The following is a 13,268-nucleotide window of genomic DNA, read 5'->3' as shown; positions in this document are numbered from 1 at the left end:
AGCTGCTACTCTCTCCCAGCGGTTCATTCTCGCCTCTTGGCAATGAATGTCATAAGACAAGCGCGTCGCGTTCGACCTGCCTCATGCGACGCGCTTTTAGGTTCTTGCTTTGATGCATGTCGTTGTCGCAAAACCGCTGCACACTTTTGCGCCATGCATTAGAGCTTGGCCGGGAAGCAGTGAAGGCCCGGCGCTCGCTTTCTCGGGACTGCGCATGCCGACCTGTTCTGCATCGAAACTGGCGAAGCACTCAATCAATGAACCAAAAGGTTCATATGATCCCGGGATTGACAGTTTCGTAGCCTAGGCGCGGCTCCGGTCTATCTTTCGGAGTTTCATAGAGCCGCTGTCCGGCTTGGCCCTTGATCGGCATCAAAAGAGGCCGGTTCTCGGCGCTATCAAGGTCGATGGCAGCACCATCATGCCGTAGCCGGCTATTCCGGCGACGAGGGTTGCACCCGCGAGCGGCAACCAGAACCTGATCGGGCCGGCAAATGCGGCCAGCGACAGGCGGCAGACCGCGTTTGCTGCCAGTGCCGCGAGCACCGCCTGGCCAACGGTCTCGACAGGGACCGAATGCTTGACCAGGCGCAAGGCACTGAGCACCGAGACATCAACATCGAATGTGCCCGCAAGCGCCGAACTCGCCAGCAAGCCGCGTCCGCCGAATTGAGCAGCCAATGCAGCGCTCGCGGTCGCGACGATCGCAAATAGCAGGGCGAAGAGCAGCAACGGGCCTAGGTCAAAGGGATTGCGCGCGATGGCGGCACCTTTGCGACCCCCGCTGTCCCGAGCCAGCAGCAATGCTCCGCAAACAGCGAAGGAGAGCGCCGCGGCAGTTGCGGGAATGCCAACCGAAGCGAACACGCTTGGCTCGACGATCAGAACCACGGCGCAGACGCGTAGCAAAGAAACCATGGCGGCCAGCGACGCCGCGCCAGCGAGCGGCAGAGGATTGCTTGCCGACACCGCGTTGCGGGCCAGCGCCACGGTTACGGCGGTGGAAGAGACGATGGCGCCGGCGAGCGAGCTGACGAGCAGGCCGCGGGTGGTCCCCAGGACGCGAACGGCGACATAGCCAGCGAACGAGATCGACGCCATCAGTACCGTCAGGAACCAGATTTCCCACGGATTGAAACCGCCCCATGGATCCATCGTCCGGTTTGGCAGCAAGGGCAGGACGATCGCGCTCATCACCGCCAGGATCAACGCCGAGCGAACCTCGATCCAGGTCAGCCGCTTCAGGAGGCCGTGCAGGATTTCGCGACTGGCAAGGATTGCCGCGAGTGCTGCTCCTCCTGCCGAAGCGGCGCGGTAATCGCCAGCGACGGACAATGCACCGAGCGTGAATACGCAAAGGGCTGCTACTACCGCCGTAACACTGAAATCCTCATCATGGGCTGCCTCACGCGCCTTGTACCAGGCGAAGATTGCCGCAAAGGCGATGAAGCCACCGACCAGCACGGACACTGCATCGAGCGCATCGGCCAGCGCTGCGAGAATGCCGCCGAGCAGACCGGATATGCCGTAGGTTCGAATTCCCGCCGTCCGGCTGCGATCGGGCGCGTCCCGTTCCCGCCAGCCGCGCTCCAATCCGACGAGCAGGCCTATAGCCAGCGCAAGTCCGAGCCGGGCGATCAGCGGATCCACGATTTGAGGACTTCAGGCGCCGGCCATCGGCAGGTGGTCGCGGATCCACCTGACGATCTGCCACGCCGTCATTGCGCCGGATGTGCGCGCAACCTCATGTCCGCCATGGAACAGGATCACGGTCGGGATGCCGCGAATGCCGAGCTTGGCTGAAACGGCCTGCTCATTATCGGAGTTGAGCTTGATCAGCCGAACATGCGGCTCCAGTTCGGTTGCCGCGGCTTCATATGCGGGCGCCATCATCTTGCATGGGCCGCACCATGGCGCCCAGACATCCACGACAACGGGAAGGCTGCCTCGCTTGACCTGACGATCGAAGGTTCGTGCGTCGACGTCCTCGGGGTGGCCTGAGAACAGCTTTTTCCCGCACTTTCCGCATTTTGCGTTTTTGGCATCGCGCGCTGGCGGCAGTCGATTGATCCCGCCGCATTTGCTGCAAACCACCAGATTTTCCTGCGCCATCGCCTCCACCACCGGTATACGTGCGCCAGAGAATGCCTATCCCCAAGCTGGCTGGGACTTCCAGTGTTTTTTGCGCTCTGGACGATCTAGCGTGAAAACGGATTGCCCGGCACAATCGACGGCGGCTGTACGCCCGCGGTGTTCGGAAGGGAAAGGATGCTATTCCTTTGCTTCCCGACCCGACGCCTGCTCAATAATGATCCTGAAGAAAACATGCGGAGTGCTGTCTGAGACAGGAGGCGTAACCGGCTTCAGAGCGCCAGGCTCCCACCAGTCGACGTGCTTGCTCAACACCGACCACGCATGGTCGCGCTGAACCTTGTAGCCGATCCGGTCAGGCAGTTCTTCATAGACACCATCGACAACCACGCTTCTCCATGACCGCCCTTGACCGCGTTCGTCGACCTGGACGGACACCAGCGGATTGGCACGCATCCAGTCGACCTTTTTGCCCGGCATGGAAAATGCATAAAGGTGATTGTCGGCGTGGGCATAGTAGAATGGCACGACGTAGGGCTGTCCATCCTTCGCGCACGCCAAGTGGCCGATCCGGTTGGCCGTCAGCAATTTTGTACATTCCAACGCAGAAAGCGTGCGGATCAGCATCGGCGCGATCTCCTGTTTTTCGTGACTGCACGGTGTCGCCGGTGCTTCATCGACTCTGATATCCGACATCGCAGATTGTAGACCGGTTGCCAGGGAGATCATTGATCACGATCAAGCAGTCGGTCGGCCGACAGACGAATCGGCAACCGTGGCTGGGCCCGCCGGCAACTCGCATGGCGGTGCATGTTAGTTGTCACCGTCCATGCCGGAGTGGGGATTTGGAAAATGATCCAGATCAAGGCGGGGCCTGCTGCTCCCACCCATCATAGGGGATGATGTGGAAGCCGATCTCAAGCGCTCCGTTCGATCGTGAACTGGAACTCGCCGTCCTCGACGAGGACGGCGAACATGCGCTTGTCTTTCCCTGTGTCAAGGAGCGGGAAGGCTGGAAGAACGCCGCCACCCGCGCACGCATCGACGTTCATCCGACCCACTGGCGAGACTGGGTGCCGGATACTATCCCGGCAAACAACCACAGGTCTCTTACTGAATCGCCTTAACGTTTGGGCTCCACAACCAAAGCCATGCGTACGAGATGCGACAGACTGCTCGCGGCCATCTTGCTCATGACATTGGCGCGATGGATCTCGACCGTGCGCGGACTGATGCCGAGGTCATAGGCAATCGTCTTATTCGGGAGGCCAGACACAAGGCCGTCCAGCACTTGTCGCTCCCGCTCCGACAGGGCCGCCAGACGACCACGGATTTCCACGCTTTGTGGGTGGGTCGCCTCCGTCCGATTGCGACTGTCCAAAGCGGAGCGGATCGCTTCGATCAGCACCTCGTCGTCAAAGGGCTTTTCGATGAAGTCGGCGGCACCTTCCTTCATCGCCTGAACAGCGAGGGCCACATCGGCATGACCCGTCATGACGATGACCGGAAGCGTATGCCCGCGGGTCCGGAGCTGTCGCAGGAACTCGATACCGTCAATGCCCGGCATGCGCACATCGGTCACAATGCAGCCGTCGAGATTGCTCGTGGCCGTGGCCAGAAAAGCTGTCGCCGATTCGTACAGGCGCACGGCGAAATTAGCCGTCGCCAGGAGAAAACCAAGCGATTTGCGAACGTCGACGTCGTCGTCGACCACGTGCACCAGATGGCTACCGGTCATTGGCGACCTCTTCCTTCTCCACGCTGCGCAAGGTGAACCGGAACGCGGTCCCTCCAGCCTGCATTGCCTCGGCCCAGATGTGGCCACCATGCGACTCGACGATGGTACGGCAAATAGAGAGGCCGACGCCCATGCCCTGTTTCTTGGTGGTGACAAATGGCTGGAAAAGCTGGGCGGAGACTTCCGGCGCGAGACCAGTGCCGGTGTCGATCACGCTTACCTCTGCCATCCCGTCGTCACGGGCCACGGTCATGACTTGCAACTCACGCCGTGGCACGCCTTGCATGGCTTCTATCGCGTTGCGCATCAGATTGAGCAGGACCTGCTGAATCTGGATGCGATCCGTCAAGACCAGTTCGGCGGCCGGATCGAGTTTGTAGGTGACGCGGACATCAATTTCTCTTGCACCGACCAGGGCGAGCGACGAGGCTTCCTCGATCAGTGCGGGAAGGCGTTCGACCTGGCGCTCGCTCTCGCCTCTTGCGACGAAGTCCCGAAGGTGGCGAATGACGTCTCCGGCCCTCAAGGCCTGTTCCGCTGCCTTTTCCACGGCCTCCCTCAACATCGGCGCGTTCTCTTCCGTGCTTTTTTCGAGAAGCCGCCGGCTGCCTTTAAGGTAGTTCGTGATTGCCGTGAGAGGCTGGTTGATCTCATGCGCCAGTGTCGAAGCCATTTCGCCCAGCGCGGTAAACCGCGCCATATGGAGGAGCTCCTGCTGCTGCTCCTGTATTCTTGCTTCCGCTTTGTAGCGTTCGGTCAAGTCCCGGCAGAAGCCGGTAAAGAAGCGGCCGGTCCCAGGGTGCATTTCACCGACGGCAAGTTCCATCGGAAAGGTTGAGTCATCCTTGCGCATTCCAGTGACGGTGCGGCCGAGCCCGATGATTCGGCGCTCACCGGTCGATAGATAGCGGTGCAGATAAGCGTCATGCTCTTCGCGGTAGGGCGACGGCATCAGCAGATTAACGTTCTGACCGATGACTTCGCTCGACTGGTAACCGAACAACGTTTCGGCAGCCGTGCTGAAGGATTGAATAAGGCCCTGTTCGTCGATGACGACCATTGCATCGGGCACCGTTGCCAGGATCGAACGCAAATGATCTTCGCGCAAGCGCAGGGCGGCGTTCGCAAAGGAGAGCTCGCTAACATCGGTGCCTTCGACGAAAATAGCCGTGACGCGGCCGTCGTCGGCCTTGATGGGCTGATAGACGAAATCGAGGATACGCTCTTCGACCGGCTCGTCATGGCTGTTGCGAAGGGCGACCTTCACGCCCTGACCTCTGTAGGGTTCGCCCGTTTCGTACACCTGGTCCAACAGTTCGTAGAAACTCTGGCCTTCAAGCTCGGGCAGGGCCTCGCGTACCGACTTTCCTATCACTTGCCTTTGGCCGATCAGGCGCTGATAAGCGGCATTGGTCAACTCATAGACATGACCCGGCTCACGCATCAATGTCATGAATCCGGGGGCTTGCTCGAACATCTGCGCCAGCCGGTCGTGTTCGGCCGTGGTCTGCCCCTGGCCGCGAACGTCGGTCGACAAGTCACGTGTTTGTCTGTCGTCCAAATCAAGTCCTTTGATCAGGGAACCCGCAACGCAGTCTAGTTATCATTCATCGCTCTTTCTGCACACGCAAAACCATGATGCCAAATAGTCGCGATCAAGCTGGCTGGAAATGCACTTTGACGCGTATCAAGGCGCGGCAGGCCAATGCACCTTATGCTGCATTCAACTGCTCCAGCGAAAGGCGCCTCCAGTGTCCTATAAATCAATTATCGTGAACCTCGCCATCGATGCACCCCCCGCGGCCATGGTGAGCCTCGGGGTTGAACTTGCTGAGCGCTTCGGCGCTCACCTTATCGGCCTCGCGGCTGCGGATGTCCCGCCGCTGGTCGCGACTGGCGACGGTATGGTCTACGAAGGCGAGATCATGCAGATCCAGCGAACCGAAATCGAAAAACGGCTCGCCGAACTGCGCGCCGACTTCGAGAGGCTGGTTCCTGCCTCGATCTCAAGCGAATGGGGGCAAGCTGTCTGCAGCCCGACGCGGTTCCTCAGCGTTTCGGCCCGTGAGGCCGACCTCATCGTGACTGGTGGCGACAAAGGAGAAGATGTCTATCGCACCGTGGATATCGGTAGCCTTGTGCTCGGCATAGGCCGGCCAGTACTCGCCGCTGCAAGCCATATCGAACATGTCATGGCAAAAACCGTGCTGGTCGCCTGGAAGGACTCCAGGGAGTCGCGACGGGCGCTGACCGACGCGTTGCCCTTCTTGGCCAAGGCCAACGACGTCGTCATCGCCACAATCGACAGCGACCGCGGCGACAGCATCCGTGACAGCCTCGCCGATGTCGCGGTCTTTCTTGAGCATCACGGCATCATGGCGCGGACCGAACTGATCGCCGGCGACGCTGACGGCGAGCATCTGTTGACATTCGCACGCTCGATCAACGCCGACCTCATCATCTCCGGCGCATATGGCCACAGCCGCCTGCGCGAATGGGCGTTCGGCGGCGTCACGCGCACGCTGATCGAGGAGAGCAGCATCAACCGTCTCATGTCGTATTGACCGCGGCCGCATCGCAAGTCCGCCATTTGCGGAATTCACGCCAGATTCATCGTTCCGAGGGAGTCCTGTTGACCGAGATCAATGCAGCGGTCGCCGACATGGCAATAACCTGCCGAGAAACGGGAGTGACCGACATGACTTTTCTCGACTACCTGATCTCAGTTGACGCCAGGACCGCCTTGATGGGCCGCATGATGCGGACGCTGGGCGTCGACAAACAATTGAAGATCGTTCCAGACAATGTAGCCGTCACCAATCGGGCTGTGGACCGGTGCCGCGCCTGCGGGCACCAGGACGAATGCTCGAGCTGGCTCGACGAGCAGCAGCAAGCCGACGATCCGCCAGACTATTGCCGCAATCGCGACCTGATCGCACGGCTGCAGCATGCGGCCGGTCAGCGATAGGAGCGCCCCGACCAAATAGCAGTTCGCGTCACTGACGTTACGTTGGCCGCCTCATGACAGTCAAAGACGAGACCATGAGAGATTGTCACTCACGGCACCTCGGCCAGCGATGCGCCCAGGATCACCTTTTCAATGCGTCATCCGCGGGCTGATCTTCGTCCGTTTCAACGGGTAATGCCGGCGGCATCGCTATCATGCCGGCACCCCGGAGCCAGTCAGCTTTCCAGTCTGTCATCTCGGTCGATGAGGATGCGCTCCGCCGCTCCGTCGAGGTCCTCATATTGCCCGCTCCTCAAAGCCCACAGAAACCCAGATAGCCCAAGACCACCGAGGAACAGGGCTACAGGTATCAGATAGACGAGCGTCGTCATGACAATCGCGCCAATGCGCCGATGGCGGACCGTTGGCCGCGCCTGCCCGCCGTCCCCGGTGCGTTCGTCGTCGCAAAGGACGCCAGGCGTAATGCATTTCCGATGACAAGCAGCGACGAGCCGGACATGGCGATTGCGGCGATCAACGGTGTGACGTGCCCCGAAATCGCGATCGGCACGGCGACGGCATTGTAGATAATCGCTATGGCGATGTTTTGCCGGATCAGTCGTCCGGCCTGTCGCGAGACGTCTAGGGCAAGGGGTACGGCAAAAAGGCTTTCGCGCAGGAACACGAAATCCGCTGCTTTGCGGCCGACGTCGGCGGCCGTCGCTGGAGCCATCGAGACGTGTGCCGCGCCTAGCGCGGGGGTGTCGTTGAGACCGTCGCCAACCATCAGCACCTTGTGGCCGTCCTTCGCCAGCGTTTCGATATGCTCTACCTTGCCCGACGGAAGCAGCGCCGGAACAAAGTGATGGATGCCCAACGTCGCCGCGACCTCGCCGCAGGCAGCCACGGTGTCGCCCGACAGCATTTGGGCGGAAACCTGGGCGTTATTTAACTGCACGATGGCCGCCCTGGCGTCGGGACGCAGCGCGTCCTCGAAGGCGAAGCAGGCGACAATGATCCCATCTTTGGTCAGAACAGTTCCGCCGTAGCTGCCTTCGCCGCCGGTTCGGGCCTTCCATCCGGCCCATCCGCGCCTACCCAGCCGCCAAATACTGCCCCCGGCAGTGGCTTCGATGCCGAATCCGGGATGCTCGTTAACAGCCTCGAGTTCCGGCTGGCCCGCGACACCTGCAAACTTGGCAATGGCGTTTGAAAGCGGGTGACGGGAGTGCGCGGCGATATCGGCTGCGATTGCCAGCATGGTCGGATCGATCGACGATGCATTGACGAGCCGGGGCTCACCGAGCGTAAGCGTGCCGGTCTTGTCGAAGACCGCGATGTCGATCGCCGCCAACCTCTCCATGGCGGAACCGTCCTTGACCATCACGCCATTTTCGAACAGACGCCGCGCGGCGACCACCTGCACGATCGGCACGGCGAGGCCGAGCGCACAGGGACACGTGATGATGAGGACAGCGATGGCGATCGTCATCGCTCGGTGCCAGTCGCCGATGGCCATCATCCAGCCGAGGAACGTCACGAAGGCGGTCAGATGGACCACCGGAGCGTAGAGCGCCGAAACGCGGTCGGCAATCCGGCGGTAATGCGCGCGACCGCCCTCGGCGGCTTCCATCAGGCGGACCATCTCGGCCAGGAAAGAGTCTTTTGCGGCGGCTGTCGCCTCGACCGTCAGTGGACCGGTGAGATTGAGGATGCCGGCCTGGACGGCTTCTCCTGACGACACGGTTCTGGGAATGCTCTCACCGGAAACCAGCGAACAGTCGAGATCCGAGGAGCCTCGAATAATCTTGCCGTCGACCGGAATCCGCTCACCCGCCGTGATCAGCAACTGCATGCCGGGTTCTATCTCGCCAACCGGCCGGTAGTCGCGCGTGCCATCATGACGCATCACCATGGCGCCACGCGCCGCCAGCCGTGACAGGCCGTTCACCGCGGTCCGGGCACGCTCCCGCATCACGTGATCAAGCGTGCGGCCGATCAGCAGGAAGAACAGCAGCGACACCGACGCGTCGAAGTAAGCGTGGTCGCCGTGGTTGATGGTTTCGTAGAGGCTCATCGCGTAGGCGAGCGAGACCCCAACGGCAATCGGCACATCCATGTTCATGCGGCCGTGACGCAACGCGTTCCATGCCGAGCGGAAGTAAATGCCGCCGGCGAAGGCGAGGGCAGGGATGGCAATCAGCGCCGAGATCCAATGGAACAGGTCGCGGGTCGCACCTTCAGCGCCGGACCAGACCGAGACCGACAGCAGCATGATATTGCCCGCCGCAAAGCCGGCAACCGCGACGGCGCGGATCAGTTCCGAAAGCGTCTTGTCTTTTTCATCAACCTCGGGCACGAAAAGATGCGCTGGGTAGCCCAGCCGCTCAAGCGCAGCGACGAATGGCGGTGCCTCATTCCCACGCCAGCGGATCGAAACCCGTCTCGTCGACAGGTTGACCCGTGCGTCTTCGAGGCGATCGAGCTTTTCGAGTGCTGTCTCGATCGTCTGTATGCAGGCGCCGCAGTGAACGCTCGGCACTGAGAGATCGGTCTGGTGAAGATCATCGCCAAGCGAGCGGCTCGCCAATTTGACTTCCTGGTTCGACGGCAAGACAGGTGTGACCCTATCGAGAGCCAGCGCCATTTCAGCGCCCGGCGCGCAGCAGCTCATTGCAGCGCTCCTTGAGAAATCATGATCCGACGGACATCGCGATAGGGTTCGGAGAGACCAGCATCGGCATCGACTTCGACGATCCAGACGCCATCTCTCGGCGTGTGCTGCGCCGCAAATTCCTGGCCAGTAGCAGAGGCCAGAGTGACGGACTTGTCCTCCGCCTCGTAGGCGGGGTGGCGAAACAGAACCTTCACAGAATGCAGGGGAATGGGGTTGCGGGCGGCATCGCTGAGGCTGTAGCGGACCTCGCCCCATGCGACAGTCAGTTTGCCGGTCCAGCCTAGTGCGGCCTGCGCGCGCCCCTCCTTGGCCTTCTTGTTGAACTGCTGGCTCGCCACGTAGGTGTTTTCGACGACAAGACCGGTCCAGCTCGTACTGGCCAGCGTCGCCATGGTCAGATTCACGCCAACGATTACGCCGAAAAAGCAGAGAACGGTAAACAGCATATGCCTTCCGGTAAATTCGCGGGGCCTTCGCATATTGACGCTCATCTAACAGTCTCCGGTGCGTTGAACGTGGCGGTGTATTCGTCGACTTCGAAACTTGCCTTGTCTTCAACCCGGAACTTGAATGTTTGCGCTTGGCCCTTGAGCTGTTCAGCCGGCTGGCGGACAAAAACCTTCAGCATCTTCAACCGGTCTGGTTCGACGGCGATGGCAAATGAGCGATCTGCGGGCAGGTCGATCCCGACGACGTTCATTTCGGCGCCTTGTAAGCCCTGCATGGTGACGACAACCGTTCTTGGCTCGGGGATCATGTTGAGCAGCTTGACGGTGTAACCATTGCGGATCGAGCCATCGGACAGCGTCACGAACTGCGGATTGCGGTCGTGCAGAACGCTGACCTCGAGCCGGTCGCGAGTCAGCAGCGAATAGAGCAGGGCAAGACCGATCGCAGACCACGCGCCCATGTAGACGAAGGTTCGCGGCCTGAAGATCTTGCGGAGATGGAAATGGGCCAACCTGTCGGAGAAAGCGCCGCCGTCGGTCCGCACAAGCGACGGGTTCACCGAGCAAGAACCGCCTGCGGTGGCTACCGCCATGTTGGCGTTGTAATCGGACAATGTCGCGTAGGAGATCAGTCCCCGCTCCTTGCCGAGCTTGTCCATGACGCCGTCGCAAGCGTCGATGCAGAGCGCGCAGGTGATGCATTCAAGCTGCTGACCGTCGCGAATGTCGATCCCCATCGGGCAGACGGCGACACAGGCATTGCAATCGACGCAGTCTCCAACCGGCTGCCCCGCGGCAAGCACCTTCTTGGCGTGGCGCGAACGCGGCTCGCCGCGCCAATCATTGTACGTTACGGTGAGCGAATTCTCGTCGAGCATGGCCGCCTGGATGCGCGGCCATGGGCACATATAGGTGCAGACCTGCTCGCGCATCAGTCCGCCGAACGTGTAGGTGGTCGCCGTCAGCACCGCGATGGTGATATAGGCGATGGGCGCTGCGGTCGCGGTGAAGACCTCTCGAAGCAGAGTTGGCGCGTCGGCGAAATAGAAGATCCAGGCACCCCCCGTTGCCGCGCCTATGATCAGCCAGATAACGTGTTTGGATAGACGCAGCACAAGCTTGCGCGCGGCCCAGGGGCCGGCATCGAGTTTCATGCGGGCGTTGCGGTCGCCCTCGATCGCGCGCTCGACAACCAGAAACAGGTCGACCCATACCGTCTGTGGGCAGGTATAGCCGCACCAGGCCCGGCCGACCGTGGAAGTGACCAGGAACAGGCCGATGCCGGCCATGACCAGCAGGCCGGCAACATAGTAGAATTCCTGCGGCCAAATCTCGATGAAAAACAAGTAAAAGCGGCGATTGGCGAGATCGATCAACACAGCCTGGTCGGGGGCAAACGGCCCCCGATCCCAACGCAGCCAAGGCGTCAGATAGTAAATGCCCAGGGTGATTGCCATCACCAGCCACTTGAAACGACGAAAGCTGCCTGAAGCGCGCTTAGGGAAGATCTTCTTGCGTGCGGCATAGAGCGGCTGACGGGTTTTGGCCGAGTTGACCGCCTCTGCCTCAAGCCGCTCTACCTGTATGTTGTCCAGCACGAATATCTCCAGTCGCGCAGCCGATCATTTTGCCGTGCAACCGGACATCTGTGATGTGGGCGGCGTCCGGAATGCAGCGTGCTAGCCAAGCTTTGCCGCATGATGGGCCGCGCCGCGTTGATGCAAGTCAATCGCCGATGCCGCAAATACGATCGAGGCCCGGCGCAAGCCGGGCCTCGTCGCTTGACCGGCGGAGGGCCGGGAATAGAACCCCCTCTATTCCCCACCGCCAAGCGAATGGATGTAGACGGCGAGCTCCTTGACTTTGGTGTCGCCAAGACGACCGCCCCAGGCCGGCATCACGCCTTGTCTGGGCGCGCGAACCTGGGCAGCGATCGATGCTTCCCCGGATCCGTAAAGCCAGATGGCATCGGTCAGGTCGGGCGCGCCAAACTCCTTGTTGCCTTTTGCATTTTCGCCATGACACGCCACGCAATTCTCCGCGAAGACCTTGGCACCCGGCTCGACCAGACTTTCGTCTTGAACAGATCCTGACAAGCTGGTGACATAGGCGCTGACCTGCCTGATCTGGTCAGCCGTGATAATGTCGCCAAAGGCCGGCATTTCGGATTGGCGTGTGTCCGGGTCCGATGCAAAGCGGATGCCGTGTGTGATCGTCTGCTGGATCTGCTCGGCACTTCCGCCCCATAGCCAATCGTCGTCGTTGAGATTGGGAAAGCCGCTGGACCCTTGGGCGCCGGAGCCGTGGCATTGCACGCAATTGACCTTGAACGCGGCGCCGCCGGCGGCACCCGCGAATTCACGCAGCGCATCGTCGGCGGCAATCTCCAGGACAGTTTTCGACTGTACAGCCGCAACATACTTGCCCTTGGCGATTTCAGCTGCGGCGAGCTCGTTCTTCACATCATTTCGGCTTGAATAGCCGATTACGCCTTTGGTCGCGGAGCTCAGCATCGGCCATGCCGGATAGGCGATGGTATAGCCGATCGCCCAGAAGATGGTGATGTAAAAGGTCGTGATCCACCAGCGCGGAAGCGGATTGTTGAGCTCCCGGATGCCATCCCACTCATGGCCGGTGGTTGAAATGCCCGAGACGTCATCGATATGCTCGTTGCTCATTGTCAATCGTCCTTGAGAGGTATCCGGGCGGCTTCGTCAGCTTGCCTGCGGCCGCCGGGGCGAAGCGCGAAGGCAATGCATCCGACGAAGAACAGCGCCATGGCGAGCAGGCCCCAGCTGTCGGCAAATTCCCGCATCAGATTGTAATTCATCGATATCTTCCTCAGCGGTAGCCGGCGGCCTCGTCATAGTTTTTGAAGTCGACCAGCGTGCCGAGCATTTGCAGGTAAGCGACAAGGGCATCCATTTCGGTGACCTGCTGCGGATTACCGTCGAAATCACCGAGCTTGGCCTTCGGATAGCGTGCTTCGAGGCCGGACGTGTCGACGTTGGCATCCGCTTGTGCCATGAGATCGGCATTGGCATTAGCAATCATGTCATCGGAGTAGGGGACGCCGACACGCCTGTTGGCGACAAGATGTGTCGAGAAGTCCTTCACCTCGATCGGTGTATTTTTCAGGAATGCGTAGCTGGGCATGATCGATTCCGGCACGACAGAGCGCGGGTCGGTGAGATGCTGGACGTGCCATCCGTTCGAATAACGGTCGCCCACCCGCGCGAGGTCCGGTCCGGTGCGTTTCGATCCCCACTGGAACGGGTGGTCGTACATCGACTCGGCCGCCAGGCTGTAATGCCCATAGCGCTCGACTTCGTCGCGGAACGGCCTGATCATCTGGCTATGGCAGAG

General features: G+C 60.8%; 15 protein-coding genes. 3 read left to right on the top strand and 12 right to left on the bottom strand.

What is annotated here, in order from left to right:
• Window positions 1-372 precede the first annotated feature (372 nt).
• The 3 genes from AC0L2P_RS31760 to AC0L2P_RS31750 form a co-directional block, all read right to left on the bottom strand.
• Window positions 373-1,650 carry an MgtC/SapB family protein gene (locus AC0L2P_RS31760; protein ID WP_473507175.1) on the bottom strand — a complete coding sequence of 426 codons (1,278 nt, stop codon included), beginning with the start codon at window positions 1,648-1,650 and terminating at the stop codon, window positions 373-375.
• 12 nt (window positions 1,651-1,662) lie between these two features.
• Window positions 1,663-2,112: a thioredoxin TrxC gene (gene trxC / locus AC0L2P_RS31755; RefSeq protein ID WP_473507174.1), complete on the bottom strand. Its 450-nt coding sequence runs from the start codon at window positions 2,110-2,112 to the stop codon at window positions 1,663-1,665.
• Between the two features lie 159 nt (window positions 2,113-2,271).
• Window positions 2,272-2,718, bottom strand: coding sequence for a pyridoxamine 5'-phosphate oxidase family protein (locus tag AC0L2P_RS31750; protein WP_473507173.1), 447 nt, complete (start codon window positions 2,716-2,718; stop codon window positions 2,272-2,274).
• A 275-nt stretch (window positions 2,719-2,993) separates the two neighbouring features.
• On the opposite strand from AC0L2P_RS31750, the gene AC0L2P_RS31745 reads away from it, so the two are divergent.
• Window positions 2,994-3,218 (top strand): hypothetical protein, encoded by a 225-nt coding sequence (locus AC0L2P_RS31745; protein ID WP_473507172.1) that lies wholly within the window; start codon window positions 2,994-2,996, stop codon window positions 3,216-3,218.
• On the opposite strand, the gene fixJ is transcribed toward AC0L2P_RS31745, so the two are convergent.
• Complete coding sequence (gene fixJ, locus AC0L2P_RS31740) at window positions 3,215-3,829, bottom strand: response regulator FixJ (protein ID WP_473507171.1); 615 nt, start codon at window positions 3,827-3,829, stop codon at window positions 3,215-3,217. The genes AC0L2P_RS31745 and fixJ overlap by 4 nt on opposite strands.
• A complete protein-coding gene (locus tag AC0L2P_RS31735) occupies window positions 3,819-5,306 on the bottom strand; it encodes a PAS domain S-box protein (RefSeq protein WP_473507176.1) in 1,488 nt (495 codons plus the stop codon). Before AC0L2P_RS31735 ends, fixJ begins: the two co-directional genes overlap by 11 nt.
• Before the next feature lie 274 nt (window positions 5,307-5,580).
• Here AC0L2P_RS31735 and AC0L2P_RS31730 point away from each other — a divergent pair, with 274 nt between their 5' ends.
• Window positions 5,581-6,393 carry a universal stress protein gene (locus tag AC0L2P_RS31730; RefSeq protein WP_473507170.1) on the top strand — a complete coding sequence of 271 codons (813 nt, stop codon included), beginning with the start codon at window positions 5,581-5,583 and terminating at the stop codon, window positions 6,391-6,393.
• 68 nt (window positions 6,394-6,461) lie between these two features.
• Window positions 6,462-6,797, top strand: coding sequence for a DUF6455 family protein (locus AC0L2P_RS31725; RefSeq protein WP_473507169.1), 336 nt, complete (start codon window positions 6,462-6,464; stop codon window positions 6,795-6,797).
• Window positions 6,798-7,012: 215 nt separating this feature from the next.
• Here the strand turns inward: AC0L2P_RS31725 and ccoS are convergent, their stop codons facing one another.
• The 7 genes from ccoS to ccoO form a co-directional block, all read right to left on the bottom strand.
• On the bottom strand, window positions 7,013-7,168 hold the full coding sequence (gene ccoS, locus AC0L2P_RS31720) for a cbb3-type cytochrome oxidase assembly protein CcoS (RefSeq protein ID WP_473507168.1): 156 nt from the start codon (window positions 7,166-7,168) through the stop codon (window positions 7,013-7,015).
• Window positions 7,165-9,450, bottom strand: a complete 2,286-nt coding sequence (locus tag AC0L2P_RS31715; RefSeq protein ID WP_473507167.1) for a cation-translocating P-type ATPase — start codon at window positions 9,448-9,450, stop codon at window positions 7,165-7,167. The genes ccoS and AC0L2P_RS31715 overlap by 4 nt, the downstream gene beginning before the upstream one ends.
• On the bottom strand, window positions 9,447-9,944 hold the full coding sequence (locus tag AC0L2P_RS31710) for a FixH family protein (protein ID WP_473507166.1): 498 nt from the start codon (window positions 9,942-9,944) through the stop codon (window positions 9,447-9,449). The genes AC0L2P_RS31715 and AC0L2P_RS31710 overlap by 4 nt, the downstream gene beginning before the upstream one ends.
• Entirely contained in the window at window positions 9,941-11,500 is a 1,560-nt protein-coding gene (gene ccoG / locus AC0L2P_RS31705; RefSeq protein WP_473507165.1) for a cytochrome c oxidase accessory protein CcoG, read from the bottom strand. The genes AC0L2P_RS31710 and ccoG overlap by 4 nt, the downstream gene beginning before the upstream one ends.
• A 216-nt stretch (window positions 11,501-11,716) precedes the next feature.
• Window positions 11,717-12,580 carry a cytochrome-c oxidase, cbb3-type subunit III gene (gene ccoP, locus AC0L2P_RS31700; protein WP_473507164.1) on the bottom strand — a complete coding sequence of 288 codons (864 nt, stop codon included), beginning with the start codon at window positions 12,578-12,580 and terminating at the stop codon, window positions 11,717-11,719.
• Window positions 12,581-12,582: 2 nt separating this feature from the next.
• Entirely contained in the window at window positions 12,583-12,732 is a 150-nt protein-coding gene (locus AC0L2P_RS31695) for a cbb3-type cytochrome c oxidase subunit 3 (RefSeq protein WP_292656579.1), read from the bottom strand.
• An 11-nt stretch (window positions 12,733-12,743) separates the two neighbouring features.
• On the bottom strand, window positions 12,744-13,268 hold a 525-nt coding region (gene ccoO / locus AC0L2P_RS31690), incomplete at its 5' end, for a cytochrome-c oxidase, cbb3-type subunit II (RefSeq protein WP_473507163.1).

This window comes from Mesorhizobium sp. WSM4836 (assembly GCF_055811815.1).
Note: the sequence above shows the minus strand (reverse complement) of the source record. Positions and strands in the feature narration are given on the sequence as shown.

Excerpts from the sequence above, each read along its gene's own strand:
- trxC (WP_473507174.1), bottom strand. The coding sequence starts at position 2,112 with ATGGCGCAGGAAAATCTGGTGGTTTGCAGCAAATGCGGCGGGATCAAT.
- AC0L2P_RS31750 (WP_473507173.1), bottom strand. The coding sequence starts at position 2,718 with ATGCTGATCCGCACGCTTTCTGCGTTGGAATGTACAAAATTGCTGACG.
- AC0L2P_RS31745 (WP_473507172.1), top strand. The coding sequence starts at position 2,994 with ATGTGGAAGCCGATCTCAAGCGCTCCGTTCGATCGTGAACTGGAACTC.
- fixJ (WP_473507171.1), bottom strand. The coding sequence starts at position 3,829 with ATGACCGGTAGCCATCTGGTGCACGTGGTCGACGACGACGTCGACGTT.
- AC0L2P_RS31735 (WP_473507176.1), bottom strand. The coding sequence starts at position 5,306 with ATGTTCGAGCAAGCCCCCGGATTCATGACATTGATGCGTGAGCCGGGT.
- ccoS (WP_473507168.1), bottom strand. The coding sequence starts at position 7,168 with ATGACGACGCTCGTCTATCTGATACCTGTAGCCCTGTTCCTCGGTGGT.
- AC0L2P_RS31715 (WP_473507167.1), bottom strand. The coding sequence starts at position 9,450 with ATGAGCTGCTGCGCGCCGGGCGCTGAAATGGCGCTGGCTCTCGATAGG.
- AC0L2P_RS31710 (WP_473507166.1), bottom strand. The coding sequence starts at position 9,944 with ATGAGCGTCAATATGCGAAGGCCCCGCGAATTTACCGGAAGGCATATG.
- ccoP (WP_473507164.1), bottom strand. The coding sequence starts at position 12,580 with ATGAGCAACGAGCATATCGATGACGTCTCGGGCATTTCAACCACCGGC.
- AC0L2P_RS31695 (WP_292656579.1), bottom strand. The coding sequence starts at position 12,732 with ATGAATTACAATCTGATGCGGGAATTTGCCGACAGCTGGGGCCTGCTC.